Consider the following 16,667-nt stretch of genomic DNA (forward strand, 5'->3'; position numbering starts at 1 on the left):
GATTGATTATTTTTTCATCCAGTTATTCATAAACTGGCAATTTCGGTATTCTCCGTTAATTTTAATATACGTTTCCATGATTTTTTCATTTGACCATTTTCCGATAGCTTCAAATTGCTTTTCTTTTAACGCCAAATCTTTAATTTTAATGTAATCCGTTGAATAATCGGCAATGTGCGAGTCGATACGGTTGGTGACCATTAACAATTTGTATTTTTTCATTCCTTTTTGATCTTCATCTAAAATGGGAACAGAAACTTCATTATCCTTTAAATTGGAAACTTGACCATATAATGTCGGATCCATTTTGGTTAATTCAAATTTAGAATCCATGGTTTTTGGATTCAACAAAATTCCCCCATTAGCTCGGGTTTCTTTTTCATCAGACATACTCCGGGCAGCATCGGCAAAAGACAATTCACCATCCATGATTCGCTGACGGACCAATTGAGCTTTTTCTTTGGCTTCTTTTAAAGCTTCATCAGACACTTTGGGTGTTAACAAAATGTGTCGTAAATCAACTTCTTGCCCTCTGATTTTTTCAACTAAAATAATATGATAACCAAATTCTGTTTCAAACGGTTTGGAAATTTCTCCTTCATTTAAACTAAAGGCTACTTCTTTAAACTCTTTGACAAACTGTGTTTTTCGGTTCATTTTGTAAAATCCACCAGTTGAAGCAGATGCTCTATCTTGTGTAAAAATAACAGCTTTCGTTTTAAAACTTGCACCGTTATTCAACACATCATTTCGTATTTCATTCAATTTATCAATTACTTTCTGCTTTTCTTCCTGTGATATTTTGGGCTCAAAAACGATTTGAGAAACTTCCATTTCCGCCCCAAAAGTCGGTAAATCCTCTTTTGGTATTTTTTTGAAAAAAGTACGAACTTCTTCCGGGGTAATTTCAACTTCCTCCACCACTTTGTTTCGCATTTCTGTAGAAAGCTTATTCTGTTTTAATACATCAAAAAAGAAGGAACGAAAATCTTCCTCACTCTTTTTGTTGTAAAATTTCAACATTTTTTCCATCGAACCGATTTGACTCAACATATACGCAATACGCTCTTCCATCATATTATTGATTTCAGAATCTTTTACCACAATCGTACTGTCTTGCAAGGCTTGATGGGCATACAAACGATCTTCCATCAATTTGCCTAACAATTCACAACGGGATACATTTTCCGTAGAAATTCCTTGACTGGCAAGTTCAATGTATTCCATATCAATATCAGAGTCCAAAATAATATACTCGCCTACCGTTGCAATAATTCCATCGATTTTCTTTCGCTTGAAAGGTTCAATACTATCTTTTTTCACCGGAGCATCTTCAGGAATTATTTCTTGTGCTTCACTGGAAAACCCAAAAGTGACTAGTAAAAGTAAGGCTATTGCTGTTTTATTGATAAATTTCATATTTGTTGTTTTTAATGGCATCATCGGTGATTTCCTTCTCAAATTTTTTAATTAAATCTAGTTTTCTTTTGTTGATTATTAATTCCTTGATGGTTGGTTTTACATAATCAAACGGACTTATTTCATTTTTATCAATTACATTTCTGATTTTCACAAAATATACAGTCAAGGAGTCCGGTTGTTGTATTGACTTCCCTTCTACTATAAACTCTTCTCTGTTTTCAGGGGTAATAAAAGGCAACTTTCTGTAAATTTGATTCATTTCTACCCAAACGGAATCATTCAAAGCCGAACTCTTAAATTGTAACTGATAAGTTTCCCAAAACGCTTGATCACTTTTTTTAGTATCAAAAAATTTACTTTTAATCAGGTCAAACTTTGGATGATCTTTCGGCAGGTTGATGTATCGCAAGCGAATCAATGTCCCGTTTGTTCTGAAATTTTCTCTGTTTTCTTGGTAATAGGTTGTAATTTCATTCTCTGAAACGAGAGTATCAACTTCTCGCTTTACAATTTCCTCTAAATAAGCTTTGGTGTATAAATCAACCTTGTATTGTTGAATCAACTTGTCAAAAACTTCCTGTTGCTCTTTATCTATATTTATTTCTGCAGCTTTAATGAGCAATTTCTGTGTAGCCCAACGATCAATAAAATTGCGAACAATCGTGATACTGTCTTCTTTCGAGGTGCCCTCTGAAACCAAATCCACTAAATCGCTTTTATATAAATAACTTTCGCCCACTCTGGCAACCGCTTCAGGCTTTTCTTCCGGTTTAAAATAAGAACAAGAAGTAAAAACAAAGTACAACAGAATGATGACCGTTGGTTTATTCATCATTTTTTCATTTGGCGTTTGACTTCTTCAAAATTCTCTTTATTAACCACCACTTTGAATTCTTGTTTCAAGTTGGCAACCCAATTTTCCTCTAAATAGTGTTGGTAATCATTCACTACCCTTCCTTTGCATTCATCCAATAATTTCGGACCGGCTTCTTTTACTTCATTGGTTTGAACTACATAATAATAGTTCCCTTCTTTGACCACATCCGACAACCCTTTTTTATAGGCAATTGTTTTAGGCAAAGCTTCATTTCCTTCTTCAAAAACACCACTAGAAGCCATAACATTAATAACGCCATTAGTATTTAAAGCGGTTTTAATTTCATCTACTTTTTTACCTTGCTTCATGAGTTTGTGTGCCTTTTTTGCAATAGCTTCTTTTGTAGAGGAAATGATGATGACATCATATCGTTTTTTCCACATATATTTCCCGGAACTGGCTTTGTAAAAGGCTTCCAATCCCAAGGTGTCAGTTTTTGATTTTTCCCAAATTTCTTTTTCCATCAAATCAAAAAGCAATAAGCCATCACGGTATTCTTCCATAACGGCACCAAATTCAGGAAACTCATTTTCTAAATTATCATTGTAATATTGATTCAATAAAATATCAAGGTAATTGGAATAATGAAAATCTACCAAATTAGCAATGGGCTTGGGCTGGTTAGGATTTTTTTGTTGCGATAAAAGATAGTTCAAAAACTGTAGCCCCGTATTTTTCGTGTTTCCATAACTAATGAATTCACTTTCAAATGGTTTTGTATCAGCCGGTAATTCCCATGTTAACGTGTAGTACTTATCGTTTACTGCTTTTTTGATTTTACTATACAACTTTTCATCGCGTTTGACAGGATATTTAGCTCGTAATTTTTCATTCAAAGATTCAGTGATTTTTCGCGAACGCTCATCACGACTAATTTTGTTTTCCATCTCAGACTTAGCCTCTTCAAATGTCTTTACCGGATGCTTTTCTATCAATTTCATAATGTGCCACCCGAATTGCGTTTGAAAAGGTTGAGAAATCTCATTCGGCTTTTGCATTGAAAAAGCAACCGTTTCAAACTCTTCCGAACTCAACTGACCTGAGCTAAAACGATTTAAAACCCCTCCTTTACCGGAGGAAGATTTATCTTGTGAAAACTGTTTGGCTAAAACCTCAAACTCTTCACCTTGTTGAATTTTACTGTAAATCTCTTGTATAGTAGTTTTGTTTTTTTCTGCTTCTTCAACATTACCGTCAGCAGGATTCATCAACATGATATGGGCAACGGTCACATCTCCTCGGTTGTCACGAATGTCAGAAACTTTGATGATATGATACCCAAAGCGGGTGCGAACAGGTTTTGAAACCGCACCAACTTTTGTTTGATAAGCCGCCGATTCAAAGGGATAAACCATACGAAAAGCAGAAAAATAACCCAAATCTCCTTTGTTTTCTTTCGCACTCGGATCCTGAGAATAGTTTTGTGCCAACGTTCCAAAATCCTCTCCTTGCTCAGCTCGCTTTTGAAGTTCTACAATTTGATTGTAAACGGCCAAGGTATCTTGTGGTTGAGCATTTTCATCTAAAGTCAACAAAATATGCGAAGCCCTGATTTCTTTTAATGAACGGGCATAACCTTCTTCTAATAATTCTTTGGTTACTTCAGAATCGGTTAAATAATTTTTGGCAAGCTGTGTGCGATACGACTTTAACTCGTTTTGGTATTTTGAATTATTTTGCAAACCCAATTTATTGGCCTTGTTGATTTTTAATTTATAACCCACAAAAAGTTCTAAATAATGATCCAGGTCTTTTTGAGATTCATCTTTGACCAAATCCAAATTCTTGTTGTAAACACGAACAAATTCATCCGTATAATAAGGATTTTCATCAACTGTAAAGAGTACTTTTTTGGGTGCTTGGGCAAATGCTAAAGCAGAAAAAAGAAGTGAAATTCCCAGACAAAAATGTTTCTTATTCATTTTCAAAAAAATTAATTAAAGATTTATACCAATGAGCCATAGTTTCACCTATAGCAACCCACAAAATTAACAATTCAAATACATTAAACAAGAATAGCTACTACTATTAACAAAAATTTATTAACGAAAAATGTTTATACTTTTTTACCTAAGAAATAGTACTTTTGCAAACCTTTATAAAGAGATATGAGTTTTACAGAAGAAATCAAACGAAGAAGAACTTTTGGTATTATTTCGCACCCCGATGCGGGAAAAACAACCTTAACTGAAAAACTGTTGCTTTTTGGTGGAGCCATTCAGGAAGCCGGAGCCGTAAAAAACAATAAAATTAAAAAAGGGGCTACTTCCGATTTTATGGAAATTGAACGGCAACGTGGAATTTCCGTAGCAACATCGGTACTTGCTTTTAATTATAAAAACAAAAAAATCAACATCTTAGACACACCCGGTCACAAAGATTTTGCCGAAGATACTTTCAGAACCTTAACCGCTGTAGACAGTGTGATTGTGGTGATAGACGTGGCCAAAGGGGTGGAAGAACAAACTGAAAAATTAGTAGAAGTCTGCCGAATGCGTAACATTCCCATGATTGTTTTCATCAATAAATTGGATCGTGAAGGGAAAGATGCGTTTGATTTGATGGATGAAGTGGAAAAAAAACTCAAACTTCGTGTCACTCCCTTGAGTTTTCCTATCGGAATGGGCTATGATTTTCAGGGGATTTATAACCTCTGGGAAAAAAACATCAACCTTTTTAGTGGCGATAGTCGTAAAAATATTGAAGATACAATAGCGTTTTCCGATATCAATAATCCGGAACTGGATAAAATTGTAGGTGAAAAAGCGGCCATCAAACTTCGTGAAGAATTAGAACTGATAGAGGAAGTATACCCTCCTTTTTCAAGAGAGGAGTACTTGGAAGGCGATTTGCAACCTGTTTTCTTTGGTTCGGCATTAAATAATTTTGGCGTTCGCGAATTACTCGACTGTTTCATCGAAATTGCCCCTTCTCCCCGACCAAAACATTCAGATACACGTTTGGTTGAACCAACGGAACAAAAAATGTCCGGTTTTGTGTTTAAAATCCATGCCAATATGGACCCCAAACACCGTGATCGATTGGCGTTCATTAAAATTGTTTCGGGAACTTTTGAACGAAACAAGCCGTATGCTCATGTACGCTTGAACAAAAATTTAAAATTTTCGAGTCCAAATGCTTTTTTTGCTGAGAAAAAAGAAATTGTTGATATCTCCTATCCGGGCGATATTGTTGGACTGCATGACACCGGAAACTTCAAAATCGGCGATACGTTAACCGAAGGGGAAGAAATGAATTTTAAAGGGATACCGAGTTTTTCACCGGAACATTTTCGTTACATCAACAATGCCGACCCGATGAAGGCCAAACAACTCGAAAAAGGAATCGACCAATTAATGGACGAAGGAGTAGCTCAGTTGTTCACCCTGGAAATGAACAACCGAAAAATTATCGGAACGGTGGGAGCTCTTCAATATGAAGTAATTCAGTACCGTTTGGAACATGAATATGGAGCAAAATGTTCCTACGAAAATTTTCCGGCTCACAAAGCGTGTTGGATAAAACCTCTTGACCCAAAAAGCGAAGAATTTGCAGAATTCAGAAGAATCAAACAAAAATTTTTGGCTCATGACAAATACGGACAATTAGTGTTTTTGGCCGATTCTGAATTTACTATACAAATGACACAAAGTAAATTTCCTAACGTAAAAATGTTTTTTACCTCCGAAATGGAATAGCATTATTGGGTATTCAATGTTAATGTAGAATTAATTTTACACTATGATTTAACAAAATTCACATTGAATAGTTCGTTTTTAAAAAAATGATTTATATATTTGCAACTTATTAAAATGGCTTATGAAAAGTATTTACAAATTTTACATCGTTACATTTCTTTTATTGTCTGATTTTATCATGTTTGCCCAACCGGGTGACGATGATGGAGGTGGAGGATTAGAAGGTGATGATACACCGGCTGCACCTATTGACGGGAAGTTAATATGGTTAGCAATGATAAGCATTCTATTTGCTTTTTACTATTTAAACAAAAGAACACAAAAAGCTGACTAATATAAACCCCTTTGTAAAGGGGTTTTTTTATAACCTATCATTACCTTTTATTACTTTGATTTTCTTCACTAAAAAAAAGGCTTTTCTAAAAGATTTAATTCCCGATAACTTTGTTGATATTCATTCTCATTTGATTCCGGGCATTGACGACGGGGCTAAATCGAAAGAGGAAGCATTGGAAATTATTTCCCGGCTGAACCAAATTGGTTTCAACCATTGTATTACAACACCGCACGTGATGCATTCCGTTTGGCCAAATACAGAAGAAACAATTCTAAACGGAAAAAAGGAGTTAGATGATTTTGCAGAAAAAAATAACAATACAACGGCAATAAAAGCGGGTGCCGAATACATGATGGACACCTACTTTTTGGAACTCCTCCAAAAAGAAAAACTACTCACTCTCAAAGAAAACTACCTCTTGGTAGAAATGTCGTATTTAAACCCACCTTTGCAATTATCAGAAATCATTTTTGAAATCCAAGTAGCAGGTTATAAACCGATATTAGCTCATCCGGAACGTTACTTGTTTTATCATAACAACCTTGATAATTACAAAAAACTCAAAAAAATGGGCTGTCTTTTTCAGTTAAACCTTTTGTCTGTAACAGGTTACTATGGGAAAAACGTAGCTAAAACAGCAGAAACATTACTCTCAGATAAATTGATTGACTTTGTAGGCTCCGATGTGCATAACCTAAATCAAGTAAACAACTTCCAAAACCGTCTCATAATTAAAGAAGAAGAAGGCCTAAAACAAGCTTTTCAAAATAATCAACTTTTCTTATTTTGATTTAAAAAGGGTCTTATACCAAGGTTTTTTTTCAATTTCTGCTCCGTAACCATAGCCGTAGCCGTAGCCGTAGCCATAACCGTAGCCATAGCCGTACGTTTTCTTCCAATCAGTATCATTTAATACGATAGCCATGTTGGGTAATTTCTTTTCTTTATACAAGTTATCAGCAAACTTCAACATGCGTTTATCTAAATAATTGGCTCGCATCACATAAATAAATGCATCTGCATTTTTGGCCACCAACAAGGTATCAGTAACCATGCTTACCGGTGCAGTATCCACCACAATATAATCGTATTCTTGTTTTAATTTTTCAAACAATTCATTCAACTTATCATTCATCAACAATTCAACCGGATTGGGAGGAATAACGCCCGAAGGCAAAGCATAAAAATTCTCATAGCCATCCAACTTAACAATAAAGTCCTTAATGTCTGCATTGTTTTTAGTCAAGAAATTAGTCAGACCTTTACCGGGTAAATCTACATATTGCTCCAATTTAGGATTACGAATATCCAAACCGATTAACAAAACTCGTTTACCCGAAAGAGCTATGGTGGTAGCTAAGTTTATCGAAACAAACGTTTTTCCTTCTTTAGGGATGGAAGAAGTAACAAAAATAGTTTTACATTTTTCATCCGAAACATGCGATAAAATAAACTCCAAATTGGTGCGAACAATACGAATGGCTTCTGCCGAACTGGAACGACTATTGGCTTTGATTATCTGGTCACTCGAATCAGACTTAGGTATATCACCCAATATGGGGATGGAAACTTTACCCTCAATATCCTGACGGGTTTTAACCTTTGTATCCAATAAAAAGAGCAGGTAAATGATACCAAAAGGAATTAAAAGACCTAAAACAATGGCCGCCAGATAAAAAATCTTACGGTTCAATGTAACCTGACCCGTAGCAAAAGCCGCATCTATTATCTTGGCTTTCGGTGACGTTACAGCCAAGGAAATAGCCGTTTCTTCGCGTTTTTCCAACAGATACAAATACAACGATTCTTTAATTTGTTGCTGTCTGGAAATCCCCTTAAATATCCGATCAATCGTAGGTACTCGTCCCACTTTGCTGTTATATCGGTTTTCTTGACGGGCTAAATTGTTCTTCGTAATGCGTAAAGTGGCCAATTGACTCTTCAATCCATCCATAATACTGGACTTCAATCCATCTAATTGCTTATCGATATTTTTTACTTGTGGATTAGAAGTAGTACCACTCTTCAACAAGCGTTGACGCTCTAATATTAACTTATTATGCTGCTCTATCAAAACAGCTGCCGGATTCGAAGGGAGATAAATAGACGGAACCAATTCTTGAGAATCGGCAGTGGAAACAGACTTTAGTAATTCATTCACAATACTAATTTCGGTTTCAGTTTCAACAACGGAACGCTCATATTCAGCAGCACTGCTCAAATTCAAGGAAGCATCTTCTTCCAAATTAGTCAACCGGTTTTCACGTTTAAAAGTCTCAGCATTTTTCTCAACCCCTTCCAACTCATTCGTGATGATTTCCAAACGCTCATTGATAAACTTTTCCGTTGATTTAGCAATTTGATTTCGGTCGGCAACGGCATCTTCATTGTATTTCTGAATCAACATGTTCAAATAGTCAATCCCTTTTTGCTCCACATTATCCACTATGCTCAGTTGAATAACATTGGTTTTGTTCTGATTAACAATCTGAACACGATTACTGTAATCATTGGCTCTACTTGTCAACCTTGATTTAATCACAAATATATCGTTGTCAAACGACTCTATATTCGCTACTTTCTCTACACTAAAACTGCCTAAGTTAGAAGTTATAACTTGTCCGTAACGATAGGTTTTCCCTTTTGATTTGTCAAATCGAAGAATCTTAAACGCTTCATTCGAAACCGGTGAGATAACAAAAGAGGTATCTATCGAATAATACCGATTCGATTTTTCTTTAAATTGTATCGATAACGGCAAGTCTTTATACAATTCCGGATTAATCACACGTCCTTCTACATAATAGGTCAAATCCAATCCTAATTCCGAAACAACACCTTGTGATAACGTTTTTGATTTTAAAATTGCTATCTCATTGTCCACATTATTCTTTCCGGCAAAAATATTCAAATCACTAAAAGCAGATAGCTCACTGGAACCGCCTTTCTTTTCATCCTTAATCAAGATGGTCGCACTCACGCCATATTGCGGAACAGAATAACGCAAATAGAAATAGACACCAACCAAACACAAAAGAACCCCCAAGACAAACCATTTCCAATAAGACAAATAAATAAATAACTGTTCTTTTATATCCAAACTTTTTTGGGAGGTATCGGTAGTAGGTAAAGGAGAATTTTGCATACTTTATCGTGTAACTAATAGTGTTAAGGTAACCATCAAACTCACTACGGATAGCGTTAGAGGCAAATTGGCTCCAACAACAGAAGATTCAGGCTTGGTAAAACGGGGTTCTACAATAATCAAATCATTTTGCTTCAAATAATAAAGCGGGGATTGCATGATGGCCGTATCGGTTAAATTGATTCTATTATAAGACTTTACTCCGGATTCCTCTCGGATTAATAAAATATTTTCCCGATTGGCAACAGGGGTCAAATCGCCGGCTTGTGCCAATGCTTCCATGAGTGTTATTCGATCGGATTGAATGGTAAAACTACCCGGATTTTTAACTTCTCCCATCACAGTCACTTTAAAATTAACCACGCGTACAATCAAGATAGGATCTTTTAAATATTCTTCCAGTCGCTGTTTCAATAAATCATGTAAGGCGGTTTTAGTTAATCCGGCTACATGAATTACCCCCAACACCGGAAACGTAATTTCACCTTGATTATTAACCAAATAACTGCTGAATTGGACTGCATTACCCCCTACCGCTTGCTCTGATTGTCCTCTCAAATTAAAGGGAGAAGCGGCTTCAATTGACTCTGCAGAAACATTGATGTAAATAATGTCATCCATCTGAATTTTAGGTTCAAACTTCACCATTTCAGAAGCCGAAGTGCCGTCTATACCTTGTAAATAAATCACCTTCTTTTTAGAAGCACAAGAGGTCAATAACAGAAGAACACCTACAATCAGTAAAAAATTAATTTTCATAAGTACTACAGAATTTGGGCAAAGATAGGAGTAAAAAAAAGAATTTCTAAATATAATTGCTATTTCGTATCTAATTCCTGAAAAACAGAATTCATACTTTTAAATTCCGGAACAATTTTCTTCATCTTCGAAACAATTTGAGTATTGGGTTTTAAATGCGACAAAATAATCAAGTCCTCTACTTCATCAGCAAGTAGATTGAAATCTTTGCAAATTTCCTCCGCAATCATTATTTTATCATGATGGGTTGGTAAATTTTTGGCTGAATTATTTAACAACTCTTCATACAATTTTTCACCGGGACGAAGTCCAACAATAGCTATCTTTATTTCTTTATCCGGGGTATAACCCGCCAATCGAATCATTTTCTTGGCCAAATCGATAATCTTAACCGGTTTACCCATGTCAAAAATAAAGATTTCTCCTCCTTTACCCATCGCTCCGGCTTCCAAAACCAATTGACAAGCCTCCGGAATAGTCATAAAATAACGAATAATTTCCGGATGGGTAATCGTTATTGGTCCTCCTTCTTGGATTTGTTTGGTAAACAAAGGTACCACAGAACCATTTGAACCCAACACATTACCAAATCGGGTAGTAATGAACTTCGTTTGACGTGAAGATTTATTCTCTGCATTTTTAAAATGAAGGGACTGCACATACATCTCCGCAATGCGTTTGCTGGCTCCCATAACACTGGAAGGGTTAACTGCCTTGTCGGTTGAAATCATTACAAAATGCTCTACCTTGTACTTTTTAGACAAATCAGCTAAATTTTTTGTCCCCATTACATTGGTAAAAATGGCCTGAGCAGGATTTTCTTCCATCAACGGTACATGCTTATAAGCCGCAGCATGATAAACCACTTGGGGTTGATAGGATTTAAAAACCCTTTCCAACATTTCAACATTACGAATATCAGCAACAATGTTGCGAACTATAACATCCTTGTCTTTACTGGCAATTTCCAAAGACAAACTGTGTAAAGGCGTCTCCGCCTGATCAAGTAAAATTATTTTTTGGGGATTAAATTCCAATACCTGCCGAACAATTTCACTGCCAATTGACCCGGCAGCACCGGTTATCAAAACTGTTTTCTCAAACAATTGATTTGAAATGGCCTTGGTGTCCAGTACAATGGGTTTTCGCTCCAACAAATCGTGAATTTCAAAACTCTTGATATTTTTGGAAATTTCTTTTTGATCGTCCCAATCCGTCACCAACGGAATTGTATAAACTTTCAAATTAAACTCCAAACAATCATCCACAATCGTTGAACGCTCCTCTTTACTCAAACTTTTATCAGCTATAATCAAAGCATCCGCTTTTATAAAACGCATCAAAACCGGTACTTTCCGATTCAAATTCAAAATCGGTAAATCCAATATACGCTTCGTGGTATTCTGATTATTTTTATCAATAAAACCCAATAATTTAAATCGTCCGGGAACTTCCGATTTCAAAGCATTAGCCACTGCAATCGCATTGGCATCAGAACCATAAATGATGGCACGGGTTAAATCTTTCTTTTCTTTGCCACTAAAAAACTTTTCAAACGATTGCTTAACAATCACCCGATAAAAAAACAAAAAAGAAAAAGACAATACCGCATTAATAAAAAGTCCGGTAGTGAGAAATAATTTATCACCATCGGTCAGCAGATAAACAAAATTAAGCAGAACCATCACCATCAAGGTGGCCGATTGGGCAAAAAATAATTTCAACGCATCAATGTAGGAAGAATGCCGAATGATTCCGGAGTACGTTTTAAAAACCCAAAAGAAAAAAACAGCAATTCCAATATAAACGACAAAGGCAACTAACTCATTGGCGGCCTGAATGTACGCTAACTTAACACCATTAAATAACAGATACGTCAGAACCCCTGAAAAAGCAACGGTGAAGGTGTCCAACAATAAAACAATCCAACGGGGCAAATAGCCCATGTTTTTAAAGCTAAAACGCAAGTTAAGCCCCGAAACAAATTGCGAGAATTCGTAAAGAAAATTCTTTTTTTCAGAATCGTTCAAAGTGGTTTAGTTTTAGTTCAGAAAAGTAAAGATATAAAAAAAATAAATCTTAAAAAAAACTTAATTTTTAAATCGTTGCAAAACTTCCAAAATACGGTTGCGTTCCGCATCGGTCAAATTGGAACCTGAAGGTAAACACAGTCCGTTAGTAAATAAATGCTCGGATACTTTACCACCAAAGTACAAATAGTTTTCAAAAACCGGTTGCAAATGCATGGGTTTCCATAATGGCCTACTCTCAATATTTTCCGCTTCAAAAGCCAAACGCAAATCTTCCCTCGTTTTGCCGTGGCATTTTTCCGGGTCTATGACAAGAGCTGAAAGCCAATGATTAGAAAAATAATCAGCATGGGGTTCCGAAAAAACGGTGATACCTTCCTCGCCTTTCAATGCTTCTTGATAAAAAGTATGCATACCACGTCGCAAGGCAATGTGGTCATCCAATACTTGCATCTGACCCCGTCCGATACCGGCACAAATATTACTCAACCGGTAATTGTAGCCAATTTCAGAGTGTTGGTAATGCGGTGCTGCATCGCGGGCTTGTGTAGCTAAAAAAACAGCCTTTTCCTTCAATTCTTTTGTCTTGGCTACCAATGCTCCACCGCCGGAGGTGGTGATAATTTTATTTCCGTTAAACGATAAAACACCTATAGTTCCAAACGTACCACACTTTTTCCCTTGATACGTACTACCTAACGCTTCCGCACTGTCTTCTACAATTGGAATTTCATAACGCTGTGCAATGGCTAAAATGGCATCAACCTGAAAGGGCATACCATACAAGTGTACAGCAACAATGGCTTTGGGCTTTTTCCCTTTTTGAATACGATCCTTGATTGCATCCTCCAAAGCATTCGGACAAATATTCCACGTGGTAGGTTCACTGTCTACAAAAATTGGTAGTGCTCCCAAATAAGCGATCGGATTTGCTGAAGCTGAAAAAGTCATACTCTGACAAAGGACCTCATCACCGGGCTGAATACCCAAAAGTATCAACGCCAAATGCAAAGCCGCAGTGCCCGAACTCAAGGCACCTACATGAACATCTGAATCTAAATAGTGTTCTAAATCAGTCTCAAATCCCGTTACATTCGGTCCCAAAGGTGCAACCCAATTGGCTTCAAAAGCCTCGTTTACAAACTGTTGCTCATTTCCGCCCATATGCGGAGAAGAAAGCCATATTTTTGATTTATTCATTCGTTGTATTATATTTTATTATTTTTCCGGGATTACCAACCACAACGGCATAATCCGGAACATCTTTTATGATGACTGAACCGGCTCCTACTGTAGCCCATTTTCCTATTTTTACGCCCTGAATTACACTGGCTCCTATACCCACATGGGCTCCTTCCATTACTTGAACATTACCGGCCAAGGAAACATTGGGAGATAAATGGACAAAATCGCCGATCATGCAGTCATGCTCCACTATTGCTCCGGTATTAATGATACAATGTGCCCCAATTGTAGTGTCGGGATTAATAATTACGCCTGCCATCACAACCGTACCTTCGCCTAATCGGGTATGCTTTGATAGGGTGGCCGTAGGATGAATGGCTTGTGCAAAATGACAATTCATTTTTTGCGACAATGCTTTTCGCACTTTATTATTACCAATCGAGATAATGACGTTGCGGTCTTCTACCCTATCAACTTCGGTTGGCTTTGAAATCGGATAGGTTAATAGTGCTTTCAAATTCGGATTATCATCCAAAACAGTGGCGATACCAACACCCATGGATTCAAGTATATCAATGATTACTTTTCCATGTCCGCTGGCTCCGTACAAAGTAACTTTATTGTCCATCAAAAGGCTCTATTGTGGCCGCATCTGCGGCGTTAATACCTTCACTCTTTACAACTTTCAACACCGTTTTAATCAATATTTTAACATCCAAGGTAAACGAAAGATGATCTACATACCAAACATCATATTCAAATTTTTTATCCCAAGAGATGGCATTTCTACCATTCACTTGAGCCCAACCGGTGATACCGGGCTTAACCTCATGCCGGCGGTTCTGAAAATCGTTATATAAATGCAGGTAGTGAGTCAACAACGGACGGGGTCCTACCAAACTCATGTCGCCCTTGAGCACATTAAGCAATTGCGGAATCTCATCTAACGATGTCTTTCGAACAAAGCGACCTACAGAGGTCAGACGGTCTGCATCCGGTAATAATTTTCCCTCACCATCTGTTCGATCATTCATGGTTTTGAACTTAACAATCTTAAAAATTTTGCCGTGTTTACCCGGACGTGATTGGAAAAAGAAAGGCTTCCCTTGGTTAGAAAAGTATAAAAAAATGGTAATTACAATAAAAATGGGCAACAACAGCACTAAACCTACAAAAGCTGCAAAGAAGTCAAACAAAGGCTTTATACCATTTCTATACATGAAAATTAAGTATTTTGCAGGGCAAAAATAAACATTATTTGTTTAACTGAAGTAAAATCTTCAAACGAAGTAAAAGTTAGCTGTCTTTTATTCTAAGTAAGTGATATATTTAATACTCTTTTATCAAACTCAAAGTAGAGGCACGAATCCCTTCGTGTGATGACTGCTCTGCGAAGTTTGCAACACTGCTCTGCGAAGTTTGCAACTTCGCAGCTATCCCTTGCTCTGCGAAGTTTGCAACTTCGCAGCTACTCCCTACATTCCACAAAACCTCACAGACAACAGACAACTGACAACAGACAACAGACACCACTGCTCTGCGAAGTTTGCAACTTCGCAGCTACTCCCTACATTCCACAAAACCACTGCTCCACTGCTCTGCGAAGTTTGCAACTTCGCAGCAACTCCCTCACACTCCACAAAACCTCACACAAAACCTCACAGAAAACCTCACAGAAAACCGACAACAGACAACCGACAACCGACACCCCCCCCTTGCAAATCCAAAATCATTTTAAGATATTTGAAAACCTAAATCATAAAACCATGGCAATTGTCTTAGCTCCCTTTACCATCACAGGAACCATAGGAGACCTTACCTTTTACGTTGACCAAGACAAGGTAAACCGCGTAAAAACGAAAGGAAAACCCGGTATAACCAAAGAAGAATTTAAAAACAATCCGATTTTCGACCCTCCTCTCTCCATAGGAGAGAGGTTGAGGGTGAGGTTAATATACAGTATCATGAAAAAAACATCATTATTTGCATTATTTCTGTGCAGTTTTTTTACACAAGCCCAATGTTGGTTGCAAGTGGATAGTAGTTCCAGTGGATTTGGTAATTTTAATTTAGGTATTCAACACGATGGTACACTCTGGGCTTGGGGGGAAAACACGAATGGTCAATTGGGCGATGGCACAACATCCAACCGCAATGTACCCACACAAATTGGCACTGATACCGATTGGGCTTTTGTAGCGGCAGGCAGCAATTCTTCGTATGCCCTTAAACAAGATGGCAGTCTTTGGGGTTGGGGGGATAATAGCGAAGGTCAATTGAGTGATGGTTCTACTACAGGTCGACTCTCTCCCGCTCAAATACTACCGGGTACTACTTGGATGAAGGTAAGTGCAGGTGAAAAGTTTGTGATTGCTCAAAAAACAGATGGAACACTCTGGGGTTGTGGCTATAACTTTGTTGGGCAATTGGGTATTGGTAGTATTACAGATACTTCCACATTCACCCAAAACACTACTATAACCGATTGGGAGAGCTTGAAAACCAGTTACCGTCACACGCTTCTCCGCCGAAGCGACGGCACTATTTGGGGTTTTTGGGGGGGGGGTCTCGGGCAGGCTTGCTACGGGCTCAAATGCAGGCTTAGGCACTCCTACGCAGCTCCCGTTGCTCCCTAATGGTGAATGGTTGCAAGCCACACCGGGTAATAGTCAATCGATATTTAAAAAAAATGATGGTACCATTTGGGGAGTAGGTGAACAAGGTTCTGTGCTTGGTTTGGGTAATACGGCTAACATATTAACTTTAACTCAAATTGGTACTGCTAATGATTGGCTAAGTGTTGAAAACTCTAGCTTACATACGATGGCACTCAAAAATGATGGTTCTCTTTGGGCTACAGGGCGTAATCAATACGGACAAATAGGCATTGGTACGACAACTTTAGTCTCATTTTTCACGCAAGTGGGTACTGCTACCAACTGGGCTAAAGTAAACTGTGGCTATCAACACACCCTAGCCATCGACAACCAAGGCACATTATGGGCTTGGGGGCGTAACAACTTTGGGCAATTGGGTGATGGCACTACCACTAACCGCACTACGCCTATTCAAATTGGTCAAACCTGTACCTTGAGTGTACCTAGTCACGATCAAAAAGTAATGCAGCTACTGCTAAACCCTGTGGGTGAGCTGGCTCAAATTTCTTTTGTGTATGATGGGGTAAAAAAACTTACTGTTTATAACACCACCGGGC

Annotated in this window: 14 protein-coding genes; 5 read left to right on the forward strand and 9 right to left on the reverse strand. The window is 37.5% G+C overall.

Translation table 11 applies throughout. The features are described 5' to 3' along the window. Window positions 1-6 precede the first annotated feature (6 nt). Genes EQG68_RS12115 through EQG68_RS12125 form a run of 3 tightly spaced genes read right to left on the reverse strand, consistent with a single transcriptional unit; the run spans window position 7 to window position 4,221 of the window. Complete coding sequence (locus EQG68_RS12115) at window positions 7-1,419, reverse strand: peptidylprolyl isomerase (protein ID WP_394343617.1); 1,413 nt, start codon at window positions 1,417-1,419, stop codon at window positions 7-9. Beyond that, window positions 1,403-2,254 (reverse strand): hypothetical protein, encoded by an 852-nt coding sequence (locus tag EQG68_RS12120; RefSeq protein ID WP_129465153.1) that lies wholly within the window; start codon window positions 2,252-2,254, stop codon window positions 1,403-1,405. The genes EQG68_RS12115 and EQG68_RS12120 overlap by 17 nt, the downstream gene beginning before the upstream one ends. Beyond that, on the reverse strand, window positions 2,254-4,221 hold the full coding sequence (locus EQG68_RS12125; protein WP_164975451.1) for a peptidylprolyl isomerase: 1,968 nt from the start codon (window positions 4,219-4,221) through the stop codon (window positions 2,254-2,256). Before EQG68_RS12125 ends, EQG68_RS12120 begins: the two co-directional genes overlap by 1 nt. 186 nt (window positions 4,222-4,407) lie before the next feature. On the opposite strand from EQG68_RS12125, the gene EQG68_RS12130 reads away from it, so the two are divergent. The 3 genes from EQG68_RS12130 to EQG68_RS12140 all read left to right on the forward strand — a co-directional run bounded on the left by EQG68_RS12130 (window position 4,408) and on the right by EQG68_RS12140 (window position 7,124). Then, a complete protein-coding gene (locus EQG68_RS12130) occupies window positions 4,408-5,997 on the forward strand; it encodes a peptide chain release factor 3 (protein ID WP_129465155.1) in 1,590 nt (529 codons plus the stop codon). 121 nt (window positions 5,998-6,118) lie between these two features. Next, window positions 6,119-6,331 carry a signal peptidase gene (locus tag EQG68_RS12135; protein WP_129465156.1) on the forward strand — a complete coding sequence of 71 codons (213 nt, stop codon included), beginning with the start codon at window positions 6,119-6,121 and terminating at the stop codon, window positions 6,329-6,331. 55 nt (window positions 6,332-6,386) lie between these two features. Further along, entirely contained in the window at window positions 6,387-7,124 is a 738-nt protein-coding gene (locus EQG68_RS12140; protein ID WP_129465157.1) for a tyrosine-protein phosphatase, read from the forward strand. On the opposite strand, the gene EQG68_RS12145 is transcribed toward EQG68_RS12140, so the two are convergent. From EQG68_RS12145 to EQG68_RS12170, 6 genes are read right to left on the reverse strand one after another with little or no spacing between them, the layout of a single operon-like run. Then, window positions 7,116-9,479, reverse strand: coding sequence for a GumC family protein (locus tag EQG68_RS12145; RefSeq protein ID WP_129465158.1), 2,364 nt, complete (start codon window positions 9,477-9,479; stop codon window positions 7,116-7,118). The two genes, EQG68_RS12140 and EQG68_RS12145, sit on opposite strands and share 9 nt — an antisense overlap. 3 nt (window positions 9,480-9,482) lie before the next feature. After that, complete coding sequence (locus EQG68_RS12150; RefSeq protein ID WP_129465159.1) at window positions 9,483-10,238, reverse strand: polysaccharide biosynthesis/export family protein; 756 nt, start codon at window positions 10,236-10,238, stop codon at window positions 9,483-9,485. Window positions 10,239-10,297: 59 nt separating this feature from the next. Beyond that, the gene (locus EQG68_RS12155) at window positions 10,298-12,268 is read right to left on the reverse strand and encodes a polysaccharide biosynthesis protein (RefSeq protein ID WP_246011744.1); all 1,971 of its coding nucleotides are present in this window, start codon (window positions 12,266-12,268) and stop codon (window positions 10,298-10,300) included. A 60-nt stretch (window positions 12,269-12,328) separates the two neighbouring features. Further along, the gene (locus EQG68_RS12160; RefSeq protein WP_129465160.1) at window positions 12,329-13,468 is read right to left on the reverse strand and encodes a DegT/DnrJ/EryC1/StrS family aminotransferase; all 1,140 of its coding nucleotides are present in this window, start codon (window positions 13,466-13,468) and stop codon (window positions 12,329-12,331) included. After that, entirely contained in the window at window positions 13,461-14,081 is a 621-nt protein-coding gene (locus EQG68_RS12165; RefSeq protein ID WP_129465161.1) for an acetyltransferase, read from the reverse strand. The genes EQG68_RS12160 and EQG68_RS12165 overlap by 8 nt, the downstream gene beginning before the upstream one ends. Beyond that, the gene (locus EQG68_RS12170; RefSeq protein ID WP_129465162.1) at window positions 14,071-14,673 is read right to left on the reverse strand and encodes a sugar transferase; all 603 of its coding nucleotides are present in this window, start codon (window positions 14,671-14,673) and stop codon (window positions 14,071-14,073) included. Before EQG68_RS12170 ends, EQG68_RS12165 begins: the two co-directional genes overlap by 11 nt. Before the next feature lie 546 nt (window positions 14,674-15,219). Here EQG68_RS12170 and EQG68_RS12175 point away from each other — a divergent pair. Next, window positions 15,220-16,089, forward strand: coding sequence for an RCC1 domain-containing protein (locus EQG68_RS12175; protein ID WP_164975452.1), 870 nt, complete (start codon window positions 15,220-15,222; stop codon window positions 16,087-16,089). Next, window positions 16,079-16,667, forward strand: a 589-nt coding sequence (locus EQG68_RS12180; protein WP_394343618.1) for an RCC1 domain-containing protein, incomplete at its 3' end; no start/stop codon positions are given. The genes EQG68_RS12175 and EQG68_RS12180, both read left to right, overlap by 11 nt.

It is taken from the genome of Flavobacterium piscinae (genome assembly GCF_004122145.1).
Taxonomy (GTDB): Bacteria; Bacteroidota; Bacteroidia; order Flavobacteriales; family Flavobacteriaceae; genus Flavobacterium; species Flavobacterium piscinae.

Coding starts and splice junctions, on each gene's coding strand:
- EQG68_RS12115 (WP_394343617.1), bottom strand. CDS start 1,419: ATGAAATTTATCAATAAAACAGCAATAGCCTTACTTTTACTAGTCACT.
- EQG68_RS12120 (WP_129465153.1), bottom strand. CDS start 2,254: ATGAATAAACCAACGGTCATCATTCTGTTGTACTTTGTTTTTACTTCT.
- EQG68_RS12125 (WP_164975451.1), bottom strand. CDS start 4,221: ATGAATAAGAAACATTTTTGTCTGGGAATTTCACTTCTTTTTTCTGCT.
- EQG68_RS12130 (WP_129465155.1), top strand. CDS start 4,408: ATGAGTTTTACAGAAGAAATCAAACGAAGAAGAACTTTTGGTATTATT.
- EQG68_RS12135 (WP_129465156.1), top strand. CDS start 6,119: ATGAAAAGTATTTACAAATTTTACATCGTTACATTTCTTTTATTGTCT.
- EQG68_RS12145 (WP_129465158.1), bottom strand. CDS start 9,479: ATGCAAAATTCTCCTTTACCTACTACCGATACCTCCCAAAAAAGTTTG.
- EQG68_RS12150 (WP_129465159.1), bottom strand. CDS start 10,238: ATGAAAATTAATTTTTTACTGATTGTAGGTGTTCTTCTGTTATTGACC.
- EQG68_RS12160 (WP_129465160.1), bottom strand. CDS start 13,468: ATGAATAAATCAAAAATATGGCTTTCTTCTCCGCATATGGGCGGAAAT.
- EQG68_RS12165 (WP_129465161.1), bottom strand. CDS start 14,081: ATGGACAATAAAGTTACTTTGTACGGAGCCAGCGGACATGGAAAAGTA.
- EQG68_RS12170 (WP_129465162.1), bottom strand. CDS start 14,673: ATGTATAGAAATGGTATAAAGCCTTTGTTTGACTTCTTTGCAGCTTTT.
- EQG68_RS12175 (WP_164975452.1), top strand. CDS start 15,220: ATGGCAATTGTCTTAGCTCCCTTTACCATCACAGGAACCATAGGAGAC.